This window comes from Halomonas sp. GFAJ-1 (assembly GCA_002966495.1).
Classification (GTDB): Bacteria; Pseudomonadota; Gammaproteobacteria; order Pseudomonadales; family Halomonadaceae; genus Vreelandella.
In genome coordinates, this window is sequence record CP016490.1 from 2134390 (window position 1) to 2156764 (window position 22375).

A 22375-nucleotide genomic window follows, 5' to 3' on the forward strand; every position below is an offset into this window, starting at 1 on the left:
ATCTTGGGTGGCGAAGGCGACGACCTAATTACTGTCGTTGAGCTTAATACACGCAACGCACTCATGACCTTAGACGGCGGAAGTGGTAGTGACATTTACCGTATTGTGACGCGCCAAGATGCAAATGCTGACTATGAAATTACGGTAGCTGATAGCGGTGCTGCCAACGATGGTGTTGATTATCTCTTTATCGAAGGGCGTGGCTACGACGCTTACGACGGATCGGTCGATATTAGTAGCTTAAATGCAGTTTCTAACGATGCTGAAGACTTGTTTTTAATACGTCGTAATTTCATTGCGCGGCTTGAGGGTGATAGTGCGCAGGGTGTTTCTGGCGACAATGTCGAACGTATTAACTACGATCAAAGTCTTAATGGCCGAGTCAGAATTAATGGTCACGATGGTAATGATACCTTCATTGTGGATGATACCTCCGCGATGATGACGCTTGATGGCGGTAAGGGAGATGACCGCTTCCAAATTGGGCAGATTTTTGCTGAAGATCCTAATGCACCTGAAAACCTGGTTGACGGTATTTATGTCAATTCAGGCGTTCGCGCAGGTGATGAAATTGAGACTATCAGAACAACGCAAGGCTTCTTAAGCAGTGGTAACCGTGAGTCTATGGTTATTTACGGTGGTAGTGGGGCCGATGAGTTCGTTGTCTATAGTAATAAAGGCCTGCTGCGGATGGAGGGTGAACGCGGCAATAACAGCTTTGTGGTGCGGGCATTTATTGTTGAAAACGACATCCAGGTACGTGGTGGTGATGATGATGACCTGATTGAGTACAACATAAACGCACCTGTCGATATTGACGGTGGTGGTGGCTTCAATACGCTTGTGGTTTTAGGTACAGAAGCTGATGACAACTTCGTTATTACCCGAGATGGCGTGTTTGGTGCTGGACTTAACATTGGATTTGACCGCATCCAGGCTGTCAACGTTGACGGGCTAGAAGGCGATGATACGTTCTATGTTTTATCAACCGCTTTTGATGTTGTTACTCGTCTTGTAGGTGGTCTGGGTAGTGATACGTTCCGCATTGGTGGTGATGTCACAGGGCGTGTAGTGGCTTCTGATGTAGAAGGTCGCAGCAGCTTGATCACTCATGGGGTCAATAGTGCTGATAGCGCTTATAACAACCTGCTCATTGATGGCGTCCCAGTCTCTATCGCAGATGAGTCTAGTGGGGCAGTCACTATTGATCAGAGGGGTGGAACCCGCATCCTGGAAGGCGGTGATATTGCGAGCTACTTCTTAGGCCTTGCGCTGCCCAGTGATATGTCTATTGCTGATGGGGCCATGGTGACGCTAACGGTGTCAGCAGCCATGTCGTCGACCACTGATCGAACACGCGCCCAGGATGGTAAGAAGCCTCAGACCGTGTTGCTTTCCAAAGCAGAGGATGGTGAGTTTACTAATGCATTAACGGTCGACTTTATCTTTGATAGTGATACTGGTTGGGGAAGCGATCAGGAAATCTTTGTTAAGGCGCCGGAAGATGGTGTGGTCGAAGGAACGCGCAACGTTGCCGTGAGTCATTTGGCCTCTATTACCATGCCCAATGATGAACCGGTTCCGGATGTATTGGCACAAATTAATGATCAAGCGATCGGCAATGCAATGATTACGGTCTTCGACCGGGATCAGGGAGATCTTTTCATTGAGCAAACGGGGCGTCGCTTAACCGTTATTGAAGGGGAAAATGGAACAGGCCAGTCTGATTCCTTTTCCTTTAGTCTGACTACGCCTCCGGCTGAGAACGAGACAGTCACTGTTTCGCTTTCTTTTGATGATCGTTTAGCGGTTGATCAGGATACCTTTACGTTCACTGCTGACAACTGGCAGGAACGCCAAACAGTTACCGTATCAGTGGTGAACAGCGATACCGTATCTAATCGGCTAGATACTCGTATCAGCTTTGATATTACGTCGAATCAGAGTGACTCAATCTATCAAAATACTCAGCCAGGATCTGTGCTTGTTAGTGCCTACGACAATAACAGCGCTGATGTCGTAGTACAGGAGATTGGTGATGGCACGCGGATTAGCGCAAGTGGAGGCACAGGCGCTTATACCCTTCGGCTGACCAAAGCGCCAACAGATGATGTGCTTGTCCGACTTAATAGCGATGGTTTCAGTGATTTTGATTTGAATAACGAGCGTATTGTGCTGGATACGGTTGTTGATGAGTCATTACAAGTTAGTGTGCTGGATCCAGTGGAGTCTGGCCCGCGGCTGGTGCTTCAGGATGGGCGGACGTGGTCGTCACTCGGTGTGTCAGTGGGCATGATAGTGGCCACTGATGACCATCAGGAGTTCAAGGTAAATAACCTATCAAGCGACGGCAGCGAGTTAAACCTTACGAAAAGTGCGAAAGGATTAACACAAAATACGCTGACGATTAATCGTATATCTACCCCAGCGGTTGTCTTTACCTCTGAAAACTGGTTTGAGCCATTTAACGTCGAAGTCGGCCTAGATGTAGATTACGTTGCTGCGACTGGTAGTGAAAATGATCGACAGTTTCCATCTCAGGATAACGTGTTAGACCGTATTCAGGGGCCGTTGATTTTAGAGGGTGGCACTAGCGATACGGATCGTTCTATTGCTGACGCTGTAATGTTGCCGTACGAAGATGACGGAGAGCGTGACGATCTTGTCATCGTCACACCAGAAGAAGCCGCTAAACAAGATACGAATTCGCTCATCATGTCAGCTGATGCAAGTGTCAGTGATCTTGAAGGTGTCCTTACCAGCAATTATGTTGCTGGGCTAGGTATGAACCAGGGCGTGCTGACCCAGGATGATGGTTTTGGTGACACGATCGAGACACCTTTGGGAATTACTTACCATGGTTTCCAGGTGGTTGAACTGCGCATGGGCAGTGGGAACGACAACCTGACCATTGACGCAGATCCGATCAAGTTTACTGGCGAAGATGTGAACGTCCGTGCTGTTGGAGATACTGTTCGGATTGAAAGACAGGATGGTGGTAGTTGGTATGACGATGGTTTCCGTCGTGCTGATGAGGTCTTTGTGAATGGACACCGTGCGGTGGTAAGTGAGGTTTCTGCGGGGCAGTCGACACTGGTATTGCTTTCATCTCTGGGTGCGTTAAATCTTGAAACAGGCATTCAGACTATTGACGTGATTCGTGAAATGCCACTTACAGTTGTTCATGGTGGTGGAAATAGAATTGATGATGGTGTTCGTGGTGGCGATACAATTGTTGTCAAAGGAGGCTACGATGCTCAAATGCCGCTCATTGTGTTTGGCGATACGGCGAGAAATGGTGGCCCTTACCGAGCTGAGGGTGGCTCGCTCACAGATCTAGCGCAGCGCTTTGAAGAGTTTGGCAACAATACGTTGGACGCTTCCCAAGCCATTGGTGGGGTTGTTCTAGTTGGTGGTCGCGGCGAAGACACGCTGATCGGAGGCTTAGGAGATGATCAGCTCTTTGGTGGTGGTGGTAGCGACATTATTGATGCAACGCGTGGTGGCAACAATCACCTTTATGGTGATGGCAGTTTAGATGTCACCATCAGCCACCGTCTGCGCCAGGCTGATAGTGTAATGACGCTGTATCATGCAAAGAGTAGTGTTGATGTAGAAACCGGAGACCGATTAGAAGCAGGCAGTAACATCCTCATGGGAGGAAATGGCAATGATATTCTTATCGGTGATCAGGGCGTTGTGGAGCTTAATGCTGCTGATGGCATGAGTGGCTTAAGATTGCTGGATTCTCAGCGTGTTGTGAGCATCGAAACTAAAAATCCAGAAAACTACGGTAGCAATACACTTAGCGTCACCGGTGGCAACAATGTATTGCTTGGTGGATCCGGAGCAGACAGCCTGCACGGAGCGGCGGGTAACGATATTCTCATCGGTGACCATGGCCTTATCGAGTTCTCTGTGGCCAACGAGCTCGATAACCCTACTCGGATAATCTCACGCGAAGAACGGTTTGACGGTAATGACACGTTAGTAGGTGGCAGCGGCGACGATATCCTGATCGGAGGCGGTGGGCAGAACACCCTCTATGGTGGTTCGCAGCATACTCATCAGCAAAGTGGGAATGATGTGCTGATTGGTGGTTACGCCGAACTTACGTTTGCTGATGGCACTTTGCGCCAAATTAACTCTTTGTACCGTCAAAATGGGGATGGAGATGTTATCTACACAGGTGACGGCGACAATATCGTCATCGGAGGTGAAGGTAACAATGAGATAGTTGGGGCAAAAGGCGCTACAAGCACAACTGTTCTTGGTAACAGCGGTAGTTTGGAGTGGAATGCTGACGGCCGTTTGACCTCACTGCAAACGTACATCACGGATTACGACGGTGATGATTCTATAACGATTACATCAGGAGATGTGATTTGGGCCGGCGGTGCTGGTAATGACACGCTAAATATTACCGATGCATCACAAGATAGTCAGCACGTTTTGATGGGTAGTAACGTTCAACTGCAGTGGAACGATGATGGTGTGCTGACCAGTGCTGCGAGTATCGCTCCTGAGAGCGCTGGTAATGACACTATTACAGTCAATGCAGGCAACGTCACCTGGATTGGCGGTGTAGGCGATGACTCCTTAACAATCACCGACGCCGACCAAGAGAGCCAGCATGTCCTGATGGGTGATAACGCTCAGCTTGGCTGGACGGATGACGGTGTGCTGGTCAGTGCCGAAAGCTTAGCAACCGACATTGGTGGTAATGATGACGTCTTCGTTAACGCGGGTAACGTCACCTGGATTGGCGGTGTAGGCGATGACTCCTTAACGATCAGCGACGCCGACCAAGAGAGCCAGCACGTACTGATGGGCGACAACGCCCAACTTGGCTGGACCGATGAGGGCGTACTGATTAGCGCAGAAAGCCTGGCCTTTGAAGAAGGTGGCGACGACACCGTGTCGGTTAATGCGGGCAACGTCACCTGGATCGGCGGTGTAGGCGATGACTCCTTAACGATCAGCGACGCCGACGAAGACAGCCAGCACGTACTGATGGGCGACAACGCCCAGCTTGGCTGGACGGATGACGGTGTGCTGGTCAGTGCCGAAAGCTTAGCAACCGACATCGGTGGTAATGATGACGTCTTTGTTAACGCGGGCAACGTCACCTGGATTGGCGGTGTAGGCGATGACTCCTTAACGATCAGCGACGCCGACCAAGACAGCCAGCACGTACTGATGGGTGATAACGCTCAGCTTGGCTGGACCGATGACGGTGTGCTGGTCAGTGCCGAAAGCTTAGCGACTGACATCGGTGGTAATGATGACGTCTTCGTTAACGCGGGCAACGTCACCTGGATTGGCGGTGTGGGTAATGACACCCTCGAAATCACTGAGGCGGCTCAGGGTAGCGAGCATGTCCTGATGGGTGATAACGCCCAGCTCGGCTGGACGGATGACGGTGTGCTGGTCAGTGCCGAAAGCTTAGCAACCGACATCGGTGGTAATGATGACGTCTTTGTTAACGCGGGCAACGTCACCTGGATTGGCGGTGTAGGCGATGACTCCTTAACGATCAGCGACGCCGACCAAGACAGCCAGCACGTACTGATGGGTGATAACGCTCAGCTTGGCTGGACGGATGAGGGCGTGCTGATTAGCGCAGAAAGCCTGGCCTTTGAAGAAGGTGGCGACGACACCGTGTCGGTTAATGCGGGCAACGTCACCTGGATTGGCGGTGTAGGCGATGACTCCTTAACGATCAGCGACGCCGACCAAGACAGCCAGCACGTACTGATGGGTGATAACGCTCAGCTCGGCTGGACCGATGACGGTGTGCTGGTCAGTGCCGAAAGCTTAGCAACCGACATCGGTGGTAATGATGACGTCTTTGTTAACGCGGGCAACGTCACCTGGATTGGCGGTGTGGGTAATGACACCCTCGAAATCACTGAGGCGGCTCAGGGTAGCGAGCATGTCCTGATGGGCGACAACGCCCAGCTTGGCTGGACGGATGACGGTGTGCTGGTCAGTGCCGAAAGCTTAGCGACTGACATCGGTGGTAATGATGACGTCTTCGTTAACGCGGGCAACGTCACCTGGATTGGCGGTGTAGGCGATGACTCCTTAACGATCAGCGACGCCGACCAAGACAGCCAGCACGTACTGATGGGTGATAACGCTCAGCTTGGCTGGACGGATGAGGGCGTGCTGATTAGCGCAGAAAGCCTGGCCTTTGAAGAAGGTGGCGACGACACCGTGTCGGTTAATGCGGGCAACGTCACCTGGATCGGCGGTGTAGGCGATGACTCCTTAACGATCAGCGACGCCGACCAAGACAGCCAGCACGTACTGATGGGTGATAACGCTCAGCTTGGCTGGACGGATGAGGGCGTGCTGATTAGCGCAGAAAGCCTGGCCTTTGAAGAAGGTGGCGACGACACCGTGTCGGTTAATGCGGGCAACGTCACCTGGATCGGCGGTGTAGGCGATGACTCCTTAACGATCAGCGACGCCGACGAAGACAGCCAGCACGTACTGATGGGCGACAACGCCCAGCTTGGCTGGACGGATGACGGTGTGCTGGTCAGTGCCGAAAGCTTAGCAACCGACATCGGTGGTAATGATGACGTCTTTGTTAACGCGGGTAACGTCACCTGGATTGGCGGTGTGGGTAATGACACCCTCGAAATCACTGAGGCGGCTCAGGGTAGCGAGCATGTCCTGATGGGCGACAACGCCCAGCTTGGCTGGACGGATGACGGTGTGCTGGTCAGTGCCGAAAGCTTAGCGACTGACATCGGTGGTAATGATGACGTCTTTGTTAACGCGGGCAACGTCACCTGGATTGGCGGTGTGGGTAATGACACCCTCGAAATCACTGAGGCGGCTCAGGGTAGCGAGCATGTCCTGATGGGCGACAACGCCCAGCTTGGCTGGACGGATGACGGTGTGCTGGTCAGTGCCGAAAGCTTAGCGACTGACATCGGTGGTAATGATGACGTCTTTGTTAACGCGGGCAACGTCACCTGGATTGGCGGTGTGGGTAATGACACCCTCGAAATCACTGAGGCGGCTCAGGGTAGCGAGCATGTCCTGATGGGCGACAACGCCCAGCTTGGCTGGACGGATGACGGTGTGCTGGTCAGTGCCGAAAGCTTAGCGACTGACATCGGTGGTAATGATGACGTCTTTGTTAACGCGGGCAACGTCACCTGGATTGGCGGTGTGGGTAATGACACCCTCGAAATCACTGAGGCGGCTCAGGGTAGCGAGCATGTCCTGATGGGCGACAACGCCCAGCTTGGCTGGACGGATGACGGTGTGCTGGTCAGTGCCGAAAGCTTAGCGACTGACATCGGTGGTAATGATGACGTCTTCGTTAACGCGGGCAACGTCACCTGGATTGGCGGTGTGGGTAATGACACCCTCGAAATCACTGAGGCGGCTCAGGGTAGCGAGCATGTCCTGATGGGCGACAACGCCCAGCTTGGCTGGACGGATGACGGTGTGCTGGTCAGTGCCGAAAGCTTAGCGACTGACATCGGTGGTAATGATGACGTCTTCGTTAACGCGGGCAACGTCACCTGGATTGGCGGTGTGGGTAATGACACCCTCGAAATCACTGAGGCGGCTCAAGGTAGCGAGCATGTCCTGATGGGTGATAACGCTCAGCTTGGCTGGACGGATGAGGGCGTGCTGATTAGCGCAGAAAGCCTGGCCTTTGAAGAAGGTGGCGACGACACCGTGTCGGTTAATGCGGGCAACGTCACCTGGATCGGCGGTGTAGGCGATGACTCCTTAACGATCACTGACGCCGACCAAGAGAGCCAGCATGTCCTGATGGGTGATAACGCCCAGCTGGGCTGGACGGATGACGGTGTGCTGGTCAGTGCCGAAAGCTTAGCAACCAACATCGGTGGTAATGATGACGTCTTTGTTAACGCGGGTAACGTCACCTGGATTGGCGGTGTGGGTAATGACACCCTCGAAATCCCTGAGGCGGCTCAGGGTAGCGAGCATGTCCTGATGGGTGATAACGCCCAACTCGGCTGGACGGATGACGGTGTGCTGGTCAGTGCCGAAAGCTTAGCGACTGACATCGGTGGTAATGATGACGTCTTTGTTAACGCGGGCAACGTCACCTGGATCGGCGGTGTGGGTAATGACACCCTCGAAATCACTGAGGCGGCTCAAGGTAGCGAGCATGTCTTGATGGGTGATAACGCTCAGCTTGGCTGGACGGATGAGGGCGTGCTGATTAGCGCAGAAAGCCTGGCCTTTGAAGAAGGTGGCGACGACACCGTGTCGGTTAATGCGGGCAACGTCACCTGGACCGGCGGTGTAGGCGATGACTCCTTAACGATCAGCGACGCCGACCAAGACAGCCAGCACGTACTGATGGGCGACAACGCCCAGCTTGGCTGGACCGATGACGGTGTGCTGGTCAGTGCCGAAAGCTTAGCAACTGACATTGGTGGTAATGATGACGTCTTTGTTAACGCGGGCAACGTCACCTGGATCGGCGGTGTAGGCGATGACTCCTTAACGATCAGCGACGCCGACCAAGACAGCCAGCACGTACTGATGGGTGATAACGCTCAGCTCGGCTGGACCGATGACGGTGTGCTGGTCAGTGCCGAAAGCTTAGCGACTGACATCGGTGGTAATGATGACGTCTTTGTTAACGCGGGCAACGTCACCTGGATTGGCGGTGTGGGTAATGACACCCTCGAAATCACCGACGCCGACCAAGACAGCCAGCACGTACTGATGGGTGATAACGGCCGAATCAACTGGCTAGATACGGGGTTGCTTAATCTCATTGAAAGCGTTACGCCTGAGGCAGGTGGCAACGACACCATAAGCGTTAATGCAGGCACCGTTCTTGCAATAGGTGGCAGTGGCAAGAACGAAATCTCAACAGGTCTGGGCAGTGATCGCATTATTGGTGATAACGGCCGTATTACGTTTGACGGCCAGGGGGAAGTTAAAAAGCTTACTTCAACTCATTTCGAATTTGGTGATGGTGACATCATCACCAGCGATGGAGGCGATAACTGGGTAATTGGTGGAAAAAGTAGCAACACCATTGACCTTGAAAGTGGTGATGGTGATAACAGTGTCATAGGCAACAATGGCCTCATCGAAGGTGAAAATAGTATTCGACGCCTATTGCAAAGTCTTGATGTTGTGGCTGCTACGGCTGGCAACAACAATATCGCTACAGGCTCTGGCCGTGATTATGTTATTGCAGGGATTGGTTCAAACATAACAAGCAATAAGGCCGGCGAGTCCATTGTTATCGGTGATGACGGTGTGATCGAGGCGGATGATGAAGGTCGCTACATCAGGGTGGCATCCGGTGACCCAAGCCTAGGCGCTAACAATGACCTTAACGGCGGCGCGGATCGCGACATACTCATCGGTGGCGCTGGTGATGACATCATCAGGGGGGGCGATGGAAACGATATTTTATTCGGTGACTTCGGGCGAGTCATCCGAACGGAGGATCGGCTCTTTGTTGATGCTAAACATCTGTATGAAGGTGGCAATGATAAAATCTATGCGGACGGTGGCAACAACATTGCGATAGGCGGCGCAGGTCAAGATCTCTTTGATGCCAACTTCGCTACTGACGCTTTCGTGGGTGACTACGGTTTTTTTGAAATTGAAATAAGTGCCCCTAACGAGCGCGAGCGCATTTTGCATTTTGAGACGGTCTCATACGGTCGCGTTGACTTGATTCGAGCCACACTTGAAGAGCTGTATACCACCAATAGGCATGACGATTTGGTAGAGGCAGAGCCTATTATCATAGCTCGGCCGCTTGGCTCGATGAACGTCATCGACACTGCTGCCACAATGGGGAGTGAAGCGAGGGGATTATCCAGCAGTATTGCAGATTTGATAGACACATGGATGGAGCGTCAGTCAGGAAGCTTACGTTCCAGTATCGCGAGTGCAACAGCGCTAGCAGCGACAGAAAGCCTGCGTAATGCTCCAGAGGCAGAAATAGCTGAGGTAACGGCTGGACAGTTAGCTGGTGGAGATAGCACTGAAGAGCCCCTGGAAATAGATAACCCTGCTCCAGACGACGAAATTATAGAAGAGACAGAGGATGATGGAACATTAACGGAAGCAATGGAAGCGACAGACGAGGAGTTATCTACAGATGAGGAGCTGCCAGAAAGCGATGTTGTGACAAGCGAAGAGCTTGATGGCCTTCCTGCAGGTTGGCTTGCCACAGTAAGTAGTGCTTCTGCCTTAGCGGTCGCTCATCAGCGGAACAAGACGAACGCAATAGATAGACTTGAAAAGCTACGTCGTGAGTCCGCTGCGCGAAATTGGAAAAAAATGACTAATCCGCAAAAGAATCAAGGTGGCGAATGACTGAGGCTGATGAAATACAGCGATGGTTAGAGCTTCAAGCTGATAGATTTGTCAGTTCGCACGTTCATTTGCATCTTGTAGAAGGCATCGCGCTATGGGAGCAGGAGGGGCAGTACCAACCCATAGCGCTGTGGCCAGCGCAAGCAGAAGGTGTAGGGCTACTTGATGTTGCCAGCCAATCGCTAGAGGCTGCGCAAGGCGCTGTTGTGGCAATAGACGAGGATAGATACGGTGTTGGTTATCCTATTTTAGATCGCTCACCTGAGGGAGGTGGCAAAGTAATAGGTGCCGTTGCGTTTCATGTCGCGTATCGGACACCAGCTCACTCGTCAAATAAGCGCTACCTCACTGCGTTTCTGTATCATTTGGAAGATTGTGCCTCGGGGTTAGAGTTGGCATGTCTTTCCAATGAGGCCCTAAAGGCTCATACCTCAACACGGCAGCAAAGCGAGTTTTTTTCGCTTTTGGCTGCTGTTTTAGAGCAGCCTACTTATGCGTCTGCAGCCTTACAGCTGACAACCAAGTTGTCATCGCTCATGCGCGCTGAGCGAGTGAGCTTAGGTTGGCGTTCAGGTGCGCGAACCAAGATTACTAGCATTTCTCATAGCGCTAATTTTAATCGAAAGATGAATCGCATACGTGCGACAGAAACATCAATGGACGAAGCGCTTGATCAACGATGCCCAGTCGTATGGCCAAGTGACCATGTGCTTGAAGGTGATGTGGCTGCCGTTAATCGTGCTCACTTTGCCCTGTCAGAGATGACAGATATTAGTAATGTGTTAACGATACCAGCCGTTGATCAAACGGGTGTTAAGGCGGCGCTAACTATTGAGAGAGAAAGCCCCTTTACACCAACTGAGATTGAAGCATTGAGCAGCGTGATGGCGTTGAGCGTGCGTGCGCTCGAAGAAAAGCGACGCAATGATCGCCCTTTAGTATTAAAGCTGCTGGTTGCCATACGTGGGCAGTTCGCTGCGTTGCTCGGCGCAGGACATCTTGGCTATAAACTAACTGCAATTAGCTTGGCTGCCCTTTTAGGCTATGCCTATTTCGCAACAGGCACGGCTTATGAAGCGGCAAATGCCACCTTGCTCAGTGAATCTCAGCACGTTATTTCAGCTCCGTTTCAGGGATATATTGATGCGGCTCAGGCACGTGCCGGTGACCGCGTCAGTGCGGGAGAGGGGTTGGTGTTTATGGATACGCGGGATCTCCGTCTACAGCAATTACAACACCAAAGTCGGTTAGCGCAGTTAGAAAGTGAAGCACAGAACTTGAGAGCACAAGGCGATCGTGCTTCATTGAATATCTTGGAAGCTCAGCGTGCACAAACGCAAGCCGATTTAGAGCTTGTTGAGTCGCGTTTGCAGCGATCTACGTTAGAAGCGCCTTTTGATGGGGTGATAGTGGAGGGTGATCTAACACAGCAGCTGGGTCGTGCGGTTAGTCCAGGAGAAGAGCTGTTTCGAATAGCACCAGAAGGACGCTATCGCTTAGAGCTGGCTGTAAACGAGTCGAGGGTGTCTGAGATAGAGGAGGGGCAGCGCGGTCAACTGTTGCTGGCCGCATTAACAGACCGGCAGTTTGAGTTTGAAATACAGCGTGTCACGCAAGAGACACGTCAGCGTGAGGGAAGTAATTATTTTATCGCGGAAGCCATTGTACTAAGCGATGACGCTGCTTTTCGGTCAGGCATGGAGGGTATTGGACGAGTGCCTCTTGGTGAGCAGCGGCGAATTAGCATTTGGACTCGTGAGTTAAGAGAGTGGCTCTTAATGCTTAAATGGCGTTTTTGGTAATTTATGAGTGCTTCACTTTATAGCGATCAATGGCATCGTGTTTCCCACCTTGCACCGCGGCTGCGTAAACATACCAGCATACATCGTCACGATTATCGCGGTGCGCCTTGGTATGTTTTATTTGACGCTCTCACAGGACAAGCCCACCGTTTTACACCGGAGGCATATCAAGTCATTGGTCGTCTGGATGGCTCCTCTACGCTGCAAAGCATCTGGGATGATGTCAGCTACGAAATCGGCGATGAGATGCCAACACAAGATGAGTTGATAGGACTCATTGCGAAATTACATCATGCTAATATTCTTGCGGGGTATCACGATATTGATATCGAAGAACTCTCGCAACGAAGACGCCAAGGGCGCCTGAAAAAAATTAAGCAGGTCTTACGTTCTCCGCTGGGCGTGAAAATTCCGCTTGTTGATCCTGATGCCTTTATCAATGCCACTTATCCTTATGTAAGGCCATTCTTAAGTATCTGGGGGGCTCTGATCTGGATTGCTGTTATTGGCTTTGCAGTTGTATTAGCGGCGATGCATTGGGGGGCATTAACAGATAACCTTGCGGATAGAGTTTTAGGCCTTAATAACCTCTTACTCATGGCATTGGTCTATCCCGTTATTAAGGTTATTCATGAGCTAGGACATGCTTGGACAACTAAGGATACGGGTGGGGAAGTACACGAAATTGGTGTAATGTTTTTAGTGTTTTTTCCTGTACCCTATGTTGATGCATCGGCAGCTGCGGTATGTCCTGAAAAGAGACAGAGGATGTTAGTAGGTGCTGCAGGTATTTTAGTTGAGCTTTTTATTGCTGCGCTGGCCATGATGGTATGGCTATTAGCTGAGCCAGGTCTGTTACGGTCGATAATGTTTAACATTATGGTCATTGCTGGCATTTCTACACTGCTGTTTAACGGTAACCCTCTTTTGCGCTTTGATGCCTATTATGTGTTATCAGACTGGTTAGAAATTCCTAATTTTGGACAGCGCGCGAATCAGCAGCTTGGGTATCTAATTAAGCGATTCTTATTGAAAAAACGCGATACTACAAGCTCTGCAGATTCTCCCAAAGAGTCTTTTTGGCTTGTCCTATATGCGGTTACTTCTTTTATATATCGCATGTTTTTAATGGTGTTTATTGCTATTTTTGTAGCAACTAGCTACTTCTTTATAGGTGTGATACTCGCTATTTGGTCTCTTTATATGGCGCTAATTCTACCGAGTTTGAAAATCTTGAAGGAGATGGTTGTGGGCACGCAACTTGAAGGCTACAAAATGCGAGCCTGGCTTTGGCTTGTGAGCGTTTTGCTCGCAATTGTGGCAGTTCTATTTCTGATTCCGTTGCCTCACTCTTCGGTGGTTCATGGCGTTGTAGACAGCCGAGAACCTACAAATGTACGTGTCGGCGCTTCTGGCGAGCTGCGTCAGTGGTGGGTCGAAGATGGGGAGCGTGTTGAAGAAGGGCAATTAATGGCTGACCTTTATGCGCCTGAGCTGACAAGCGAAGTTGCTCGGCTTGAAGGTCAGAGGCGAGAGGCAGAGTTTCGTATGCAGGCAACTGTTCGTAACCCTCAAGCGATTGCCATCGAGCGTGAGAATTTAAGTTTGATTGAAAATCGGCTTGCGGACGCGCAGCTAAGAGCTGCAGGGACACGCGTAGTGAGTCCAAGAAATGGCCAAGTGAACTTGGATCAAGAGCGTATAGATCTTGGCCAGTTTATCCCACGTGGCCAAACGATTGGGACTGTCATTCAAGATAGTGATTTGCGTATTCGGTCGCTCTTGCCCGGTCACTTACAGCCTTTGATTGTTAACGATCTACAAGAGGTCAAGCTTAAGTTGCCGGGGCATAACCGTGAATTTGAAAGTGCACTGCTGGGAATATCACCGAGTGCGACACGTGATATACCTAGTATAACCCTTACTAGGCAGGGGGGAGGACAAGTAGCGTTAGATCCCGAGCAGGCTCAAGAGCTTATAGCTTATCGGCAGCATTACACATTAGATGTTGATGCAAGCTCATTGATAGACGCAGAGACGCACCTAGCGCTCGACAGTCGTGTTTTTATCAAGCTGATACATACGCCTTCCCCCATAGGTTTTCGGCTTTGGGACAATATTAGACGAAACTTTTTGTCACTTTTTGACCGATGAAATTAGGCTAACACTATGTTGTTTGCACTAAATCGCTATCCTGTTAATGGTGTCGATCGACCAGAAAAAGTGGTACAGCCACCTAGTTGGTTAGATCAACTGTGGGCATGGATTACTGCTCACGTGCATTTGCCTTCAGTACTATCACTTTTTGCTCTGAAAACACTTCTTCCCTTCATACATTACTATGGCAAAAAACTCCATCGTTTAAGCGATGGAGCGCTAGATCAGTATATACATGACCAAAGGCAGCAATTACTTAAAACGGGTGTCAATATTATTAATGTGGTCAGAAATTTTGCGCTAATACGAGAGGTTGCTCGACGAGAGCTTCATATGCCGCACCGAGATGTCCAGTTATTAGGTGGCATGTCACTTATGCGTGGTTGCATGACAGAAATGCAAACAGGTGAAGGTAAAACACTCACCGCGACCTTAGCGGCTGCCACTGCTGCAATGGCAGGCATTCCCGTGCATGTTGTAACCGTGAACGATTATTTATCCAAACGTGATGCCGAACTGATGCTGCCCATTTACGATCGCCTTGGGCTGAATGTGCATGCTGTTGTACACGATATGTCCAGTGCTGAGCGTCGACAAGCGTACCGGGCGGATATTACGTATTGCACGAGTAAAGAGCTTGTTTTTGATTATTTACGTGATATGAAACGTTTCGAAAATGTACGGTCGCCTTTGCAAGCGCATGCTGCCAACTTGCAAAGTCGCTTGTCAACTCGCCTGCTTTTGCTGCGGGGACTACATTTCGCTATTGTAGATGAGGCCGATAGTGTATTGCTCGACGAAGCGAGAACCCCCTTAATACTATCAACCGAAGATGACGGGAATCATGACCTTGGACTTCCGCTGATTCATGCATCACTTGAAATGACAGAAGAATTTAAAAAAGGAGAGCATTTTGATATTGAAAAAGGTGTTCTTTTCTTAACTGTTAAAGGCAAAGAAGTACTTTCGGATAAAATCGCTGTACAAAGACGCGCGCGACAACTTCATTTAATAGAAAAAGCAAAACTAGAATGGTTGGCGCATCAGGCGTTAGTCGCTAAACATCAAATTATTAAAGACCGTCACTACTTAGTAAGAGATGGCAAAATTCTCATTATTGATGAGCATAATGGTAGGGTGCTTTCAGATCGGCGTTGGGCAAAAGGCTTGCAGCAATTGCTGGAGGTTCTGGAAGGGTGCGAGCGTACACCTCCTAACGTGACAATTGCACAAATTACCTTTCAGCGATTCTTTCGCCGTTACCATCACCTTTCAGGCATGACCGGTACTGCTAAAGAAGTGAAAAAAGAATTGTGGCAAACCTACGGGCGCCCCTTTTTGCCTGTGCCACCACATCAAAAAAATCGTCGTCAAAAAGGCAATATTTATAACTTTAAGGACAATCACTCTCGCTGGGAGTGGATAGCTCAGCAAGCCTTAGAGAAGTCTAGTCAGGGTAGGCCTGTTTTAATTACCACCGTTAACGTCAATGACTCTGAGGAGTTATCTGCGCTGCTAGTGGATTCCATCCCACACCATGACGTACTAAATGCTCGTCAAGATAATAACGAAGCAGACGTAATAGCTCGCGCTGGGTATTCAGGTTCAGTGACAATCGCCACCAGCATAGCTGGACGTGGCACAGATATAAAACTTGATGACGCAGCTAAAGCATTAGGTGGGCTACACATTATTGCAGCCGGCTTGCATGATGCAGGCAGAATTGATCGTCAGATTGAAGGACGGTGTGCGAGGCAAGGCGATCCTGGTTCGATTGAATGGGCTATCAGTGAAGAAGATGCGATCTTGGATGAGCTGCAGGGATGGCATAAACACGTGGGCGGACTTTATAAGCGGCAAAAAAAAGCTCAGCGTTTGCGTGAGAAACGTCATGCTCATCAACGAGCGCGTATGCTGCGAGCTGATTGGAAAAGTAGTGAACGATTAGGGTTTAGCGGTCGTCTGGAGTGAAGAAGGGCTGCTCGGCAAAGGAGATAGCATGGTTAAAATAAGCGCATTAGTATCATTTCCTCTCGTGGTTTCCACATTGCTCGTGGCACCATCAATTTCTCACGCAGATATTCAGGCCGTCAGCTGCCTGGTGGGACCAAGCAGATCCGCTGTGTTGTCTAGTGGAGTGCCTGGGCTGTTAGAAACGATAAATGTACAACGCGGTGAAGAGGTAGAAAGAGACCAGGTGTTGTTTAGTTTGAATAGCGATGTTGAGGAAGCTAGCCTCGCACTTGAGTCTGCTCGTGTCGCATTCGCACAGCGTACGCTACAGCGCAATCAGAGGCTAATAGAGCGAGGCATTTTGAGCGAAAGTGAACGTGATGAAATGGATACTGAATTGAGTATGGCTAGGCTGCAGGCGGGTTTGGCGGAGGCAAGGATTGCGGATCGCATGATCCAGGCTCCATTTCCAGGCATTATCGCTTCATTAGATAGTGAGGAAGGAGAGTATATAGACAACACTCCTGTTATGCAGCTTGTCCAAATGGATCCACTTGAGCTTGAGCTGGTGCTTCCTCTAAATGCATTTGGTCGATTCTCAGTAGGCGAGGTATTAGACGTCGAACTGATTGAACCTATAGGGGAAATTATGCCTGCTGAGATTACCAGTATCGATCGCTTCATTGATCCTTCAAGTGGTACGTTTGTTATCTACTTAACATTGGATAACGCTGAAAACACGATTCCGCCCGGTATTAATTGTCGCTTGCCCAATGGTTGGTAATCGCCCATGAGAAGTTCTTGACATCCTCCGACCACTAAATCAGAGATTGTAGTGGCGGATTCCCAGTTTGTTGCCTTCCTGGTTCCTGCTTCGTTGTCCGTTGCCTGCCATGCCTTGGCATTGATCTTGCCCAGTAACAGTGGACACCTCAAGAATGTAATACGCTACGATGAGGTGAACAATGGCAAGATCGACGACATCAATGAAGAAAAAATCCTATACCCGTTATTCAGATGCCTATCGGCAAGAAGCGTTAGCGCTTGCTGATCGCATAGGCGTCGCTGCAGCAGCTCGTGAACTGGGCACGGCTGCGGCGGTAATCCCCCCATTTATAACCGGGGCGATAAGTAGAGTTGGTTAGGCAGCCATAGTCACTTTCTGTTTGGGTGTTATCCCACCCAATGCCATGTTCGGTCGCTCGTGGTTGTACGTCCAGAGCCAGCGTGTGGCAAAATCCTGTACTTCAGCGATTGAGTCGAACAGATAATGGCTCAACCAATCATAACGGACTGTTCGATTGTAGCGTTCAATGTAGGCATTCTGCTGTGGTTTGCCAGGTTGAATGTACAGCAGCTCAATGCCGTTTTGCTTCGCCCAGCGGGTTAGTTTGCCACTGATGTATTCCGGGCCGTTGTCGCATCGAATGGCTTTAGGCCGGCCACGCCATTCGATCAACTGGTTTAAGGAGCGTATCACGCGCTCTGCTGGCAGTGAGAAGTCAGCATCAATGATCAGGCCTTCCCGGTTGTAATCATCGATCACGTTGAACAACCGATACGTTCGGCCATCGGCCAACTGATCATGCATGAAGTCCATCGACCAGCAGTCGTTTAAAGCAGTGGGTACGACCAATGGCGCTGGCTTTTCACGCACCAGTCGCTTTTTCGGCTTGATGCGTAAGTTCAGCTCCAATGCCCGGTAAATTCGGTAGACACGCTTATGGTTCCAGCGAAAGCCTTTCACGTTGCGCAGATACAAGTAACACAGCCCAAAGCCCCAGTTACGCTGATTGTGGGTCAGGCGCACTAGCCAGTCAGCGATAACAGCGTTCTCATGGCTAAGCTTCGCCTGATAGCGGTAACAGGTTTCACTGATCCCGAAAACCTGACAGGCCAGCCGAATACTACAGCAGCCGGCCTCAACGACATTCTTTGCCATCTCGCGGCGTTGAGATGGCTTTACCACTTTCCCTCGAGGGCTTCCTGGCGCAGCTCTGCCTTCAACCGCTCTTCGGCATACATCTTCTTGAGGCGCTGGTTCTCGTCTTCCAACTCCTTGAGGCGCTTCATCATGGACGTGTCCATACCACCGTACTTGGAGCGCCATTTATAAAATGAGGCGCTGCTCATGCCGTGCTCGCGACATAGTTCGGGGACAGGCACACCAGACTCAGCCTGCTTCAAAATCGCCATAATCTGGCTGTCAGTAAAACGTGATTTGCGCGTGTGAAATCTCCTGTTTTTTCAGGTTACAAAATTCCACTTATCAACGCGATTATTTTTCGGGGGGATTACCCGGCCACAAGGTCGAGAAGCTGCCGCTATCGCAGCGCCATTGGCACTGTGAGGGCTGTGGCGAGGCCATCGGCCGCGACATCAACGCGGCCAACAATATCCGAACCGCCGGACTGGCGGGGTTCGCCTGTGGAGCGACTGGAGCGGGGGCAGCGGCGTAGCCGCTGTCTAGTGAAGGCGTGGGGAAGCAGGAAGGTTTTTGGGGTGACTCAAGAACCCTCGGCCAACGGGCGGGGAGTGTCAGCCGAAGAACTCTGGCTCTTGTCACTGAAGGCTTGCGTAAGTCGAGCTACGCAGGGAGCATTCAAAAAGTGTAAGAAATGCCTAGCGTTGCTACAGGGTAGACGCGCAAGCTGTCAGCGTCTTCACGTAGTTGGCGCTCTTCTTCCCGTAAGTCAGCATGGAATACTGGATCAATATTCTCTAGACCGCGTGAAGTTGACAGCTGAACATCTACGTCGGTGGTGAACACACCAAGTTCAGAGAAAAAGCCAAAGCCATTAGTGTTTGACGAACGCCAGCCCATGCCGATGTACGGTTGAATCGTATCCGCAATTACCACTTCACCATTAAGCGTGCCAATTTCATCAGCTGAATAGATGTTATCGTTGAGTTCGAAACTCTGGCCATCACGTGAACGGCCCGTGACCGTAGCGGTCATGTCTGGCAATGCCGCGCCAGCCGTCAAAAAAAAGCGCCCTGCAAAAGGGTAGTAATCAATTTTAAGCATGCCTGCTTGTAAAGAAATATCGCCAGAGTAATCGACATCGTCAGTGTCGTAATCACCGCTGTAATCAAGGCCACCAGCATAATTGGCAGTTATAGAAAAGCGATTATGGAAACGCCAAGAGCCTTCTAGGCCAACGCCCGTTGTTCCTGCCATCAACCCCAAAGTGAATGAGTCATCAGCAGTAGCAGTGCTGGCCGCAGCAGAAGTTAAAGCTAGTGCGGCGACAAGAGAAAGCGATGTTTTTTTCATCAGATTTTGCGCGGGATACCCGGTTCTTTTATCAAAAATCCGCGTAAACCCTCGCCCGATTGAGGGCGGGGATACAAGCGGGCAGCGCGCTAGCGCTGCAGGGGTTGTAGTTTCGTATTTATCTGGCACTATACATTCATACAGTCAACGAGTTGAAGCCGTTGTGTTAACAGCCACCAAAGTACGCATCTACCCCACCCCCGAACAGGCTGATTTCTTGAATCAGCAATTCGGGGCGGTGCGGTTTACGTACAACAAGGCACTGCACATTATCAGCTCGCAGTACAAGCGCCATGGCACCAAGCTGCGCGCTAAGAAAGACCTCAAGCCGTTGTTGGCGGTGGCGAAGAAGTCTCGCAACTACCACTGGCTCAAAGCGTTTGATTCTATCGCACTGCAACAGGCGTGCATTAATCTGGATCGCGCCTTCCAGAACTTCTTTAACCCCCAGCTTAAAGCCCGCTATCCGCGCTTTAAACGCAAGCATGGCAAGCAATCGAGCTATCACTGCACCAGCGTTAAGGCGGGTGATGACTGGATCAAAGTCCCCAAGCTTACGCCGATTAAAGCCCGAATCCATCGAGAGATCGCCGGCACGCTGAAAAGCATCACACTGACCCGCACCCCCACAGGCAAGTATTTTGCCTCGCTGCTGGTGGAGGATGGTGTGGAGGCAACCGCACCGCTGCAAACGGTGGAGACGGTGCTGGGGGTCGATATGGGCTTAACGCATCTGGCCATCGACTCCACTGGCCGCAAGGTCGCCAATCCTCGCTTCTTGAAGCTGGCGTCTGCCAACCTACGCCGCAAGCAGAAAGCGCTTTCACGCTGCCAGAAAGGTAGCAAGCGCCGTACGAAAGCGCGGCTAATGCTCGCCAAGGCGCACGAGCGGCTGGCGAATGTGCGTGCTGACTTCCAGCACAAACTGTCTCGACAACTCATTGACGACAACCAAGCGGTGGTGGTCGAGACACTGAGCGTGAAAAACATGCTCAAAAACCGCAAGCTGGCCAAGCATATTGCCGATGCCAGTTGGAGCAGGTTGATCGAAAAACTGGCGTATAAGGCGAAGCAGCAAGGCAAGCATCTGGTCAGAATCGACCAATGGTTCGCCAGCTCCAAAACCTGCGCGGGCTGCGGCCACAAAGTCGAACAAATGCCCCTCAGTGTCCGCACCTGGGATTGCCCAAGCTGTGGCACAAAGGCGATTGACCGTGACGTAAACGCCGCGATCACTATTCGCCAGCAAGGCATTTTAAAATTAAAGGCGGAAGGGCTGTCCGTCTCTGCCCATCGAGGCCTGTGTAAGACCGGTCACGCACCGGCTGCGGCCTAAGACGTGGGAAGCCTCACCCGTGGTTGCGTAGCGACTTAGGGTGGGGAGCAGTCACTGCCGGGAGGGATAGCGCGTCGCCCGCAGGGCGACAGAGATTACGCTACCGCCTGCTCCGCGCCTCCTTTGTGGTTAATGGATGATAAGAGGTGGTAGGCGTAGCCATCACCGCGTTGGATGACAGTGCAGTATTTGTAGGAAATACCTTGTACGGCACCATTTTCGGTTTGGATGTTAAAACTGCCGGTTTTGCGCACTGCGACGCGGCCGGTATGGGTGCCGGCCCTCTTGCCGGTCGTCACGATGGCTTTGACCATATCGCCCGTCTGAAAGCCTTTTAACTGCTTTTGCCGCATTAAATAGCCACGCGGAAAGCCGTGTTTGGTCAGGCGAGTGCGCTGGTAGCTGCCGCGCCCCATCGCTTTGATGGTTAAAGTGGGCACCTGCCAGTCGTTCAGCGTGCCGAACGCACCGATACAGGCGGCATCTAAGGCATGGGTTTTAGGGATGCCCAGCCGCTGGCGGTTGTATTTGGTGCGGCCACTACTGGCCACCGATACGGGAAGGTTAGTGGCTTTGAGCGCATTAAACAGCGCCCAGCGTGTGGCGTTGACTGCACTGGCATCGCGCAGCGGTTGTTTCAATTGGCGCTGCACGCGATCCAGGCGAGCGTCGGCAGTGTGGCCGTTGGCTTTCAGTCGGCGCTTCAAACCGTTGCTTGTGGCGAAAAAACGGGTAAGCGCCTGGCTATCCTTTTCCTGGTTACAGGGGTGGCAGCTCAAGGTTAAATTGCTGATGCGATTGGAGCCACCGCGAGAGTGCGGCACCACATGCTCAATTTCCAATGGTGTCTCGGTGTCGCCACAGTAGGCACATTCCCGGCCCCATTTTTCCAGCAGGTACTCGCGGATTTCGTACCCCAGCAGTGTGCCTTGCTGGTATTCGATACCGCTGATCTCTGGGTTTTCCAGCTTTTGCGTATCAAAGTGCACTAACTCTTGATCCAGTGCGGTGATCGGGGCCAGTTTTCCTAGCCGCTGTACCCAGGCCATCGTGGTATCGACACGATGCTGCAACGACGGTGCCAACCAACCTTTAGGCTTGGTGCGGTTGTTAAAGCGCGGGGCGCGGTAGCGCAGGTTTGCACTGCGGCGGCGACGCCGAAAGGCGGCGCGCTGTTGCAGTGCTTTTTTGATCTGGTAGCCGCGATGCGTAAGCTCAAACAGGCACAGCACATGGCGCTGCTCGCCATCTGATTCCCGCATCAGCGAAAGCCCCGTGGTTTTGCTACCTGGGTCGATGCCCAGGCGTAACGGCTGCGTGTCACCGCCGATACGATCTTTCAGTCGAAGCGTGAACGGGTAGCGTTTATGCACCACCGCCCGACCCCGAGCAAGCAGTAACCGAGCGCGCTTTTCACTGCACGGCATCAAAGGCTGCTTTTGTTGATCCAGTACGAAAACCGCCATGCGATTTCCTCCCTATTAACGCCCTTACGGG

10 protein-coding genes (1 of these 10 cut by a window edge) are annotated in these 22375 nt (G+C 51.3%); 6 read left to right on the forward strand and 4 right to left on the reverse strand.

Annotated elements, in window-relative coordinates; genetic code table 11:
- The 5 genes in view from BB497_09700 to BB497_09720 are tightly spaced (at most 28 nt apart) and all read left to right on the forward strand, a layout consistent with a single transcriptional unit that may run on beyond the window.
- Positions 1 to 10353 carry the 3' portion of a hypothetical protein gene (locus BB497_09700; GenBank protein AVI62947.1) on the forward strand. The gene continues 20685 nt to the left of window position 1, outside the view, so only the last 10353 of its 31038 coding nucleotides appear in the window; its start codon lies beyond the left edge, outside the window; its stop codon occupies positions 10351 to 10353.
- Positions 10350 to 12155: a hypothetical protein gene (locus BB497_09705; protein ID AVI62948.1), complete on the forward strand. Its 1806-nt coding sequence runs from the start codon at positions 10350 to 10352 to the stop codon at positions 12153 to 12155. The genes BB497_09700 and BB497_09705 overlap by 4 nt, the downstream gene beginning before the upstream one ends.
- 3 nt (positions 12156 to 12158) lie before the next feature.
- Positions 12159 to 14309, forward strand: a complete 2151-nt coding sequence (locus BB497_09710) for a peptidase M50 (GenBank protein ID AVI62949.1) — start codon at positions 12159 to 12161, stop codon at positions 14307 to 14309.
- A gap of 15 nt (positions 14310 to 14324) precedes the next feature.
- A complete protein-coding gene (locus tag BB497_09715; GenBank protein AVI62950.1) occupies positions 14325 to 16283 on the forward strand; it encodes a preprotein translocase subunit SecA in 1959 nt (652 codons plus the stop codon).
- 28 nt (positions 16284 to 16311) lie between these two features.
- Positions 16312 to 17049, forward strand: a complete 738-nt coding sequence (locus BB497_09720; GenBank protein AVI62951.1) for an efflux transporter periplasmic adaptor subunit — start codon at positions 16312 to 16314, stop codon at positions 17047 to 17049.
- A gap of 357 nt (positions 17050 to 17406) precedes the next feature.
- Here the strand turns inward: BB497_09720 and BB497_09725 are convergent, their stop codons facing one another.
- From BB497_09725 to BB497_09735, 3 genes are all read right to left on the reverse strand, one after another.
- Positions 17407 to 18207, reverse strand: a complete 801-nt coding sequence (locus tag BB497_09725) for a transposase (protein ID AVI62952.1) — start codon at positions 18205 to 18207, stop codon at positions 17407 to 17409.
- A gap of 20 nt (positions 18208 to 18227) precedes the next feature.
- Complete coding sequence (locus BB497_09730) at positions 18228 to 18461, reverse strand: transposase (protein AVI62953.1); 234 nt, start codon at positions 18459 to 18461, stop codon at positions 18228 to 18230.
- Between the two features lie 406 nt (positions 18462 to 18867).
- Entirely contained in the window at positions 18868 to 19542 is a 675-nt protein-coding gene (locus BB497_09735) for a hypothetical protein (protein AVI64320.1), read from the reverse strand.
- 163 nt (positions 19543 to 19705) lie between these two features.
- Between BB497_09735 and BB497_09740 the strand changes: the two genes are divergently transcribed.
- Positions 19706 to 20878, forward strand: coding sequence for a transposase (locus tag BB497_09740; protein ID AVI62954.1), 1173 nt, complete (start codon positions 19706 to 19708; stop codon positions 20876 to 20878).
- 95 nt (positions 20879 to 20973) lie between these two features.
- On the opposite strand, the gene BB497_09745 is transcribed toward BB497_09740, so the two are convergent.
- On the reverse strand, positions 20974 to 22305 hold the full coding sequence (locus tag BB497_09745) for an HNH endonuclease (GenBank protein ID AVI64321.1): 1332 nt from the start codon (positions 22303 to 22305) through the stop codon (positions 20974 to 20976).
- Between the last annotated feature and the right edge of the window lie 70 nt (positions 22306 to 22375).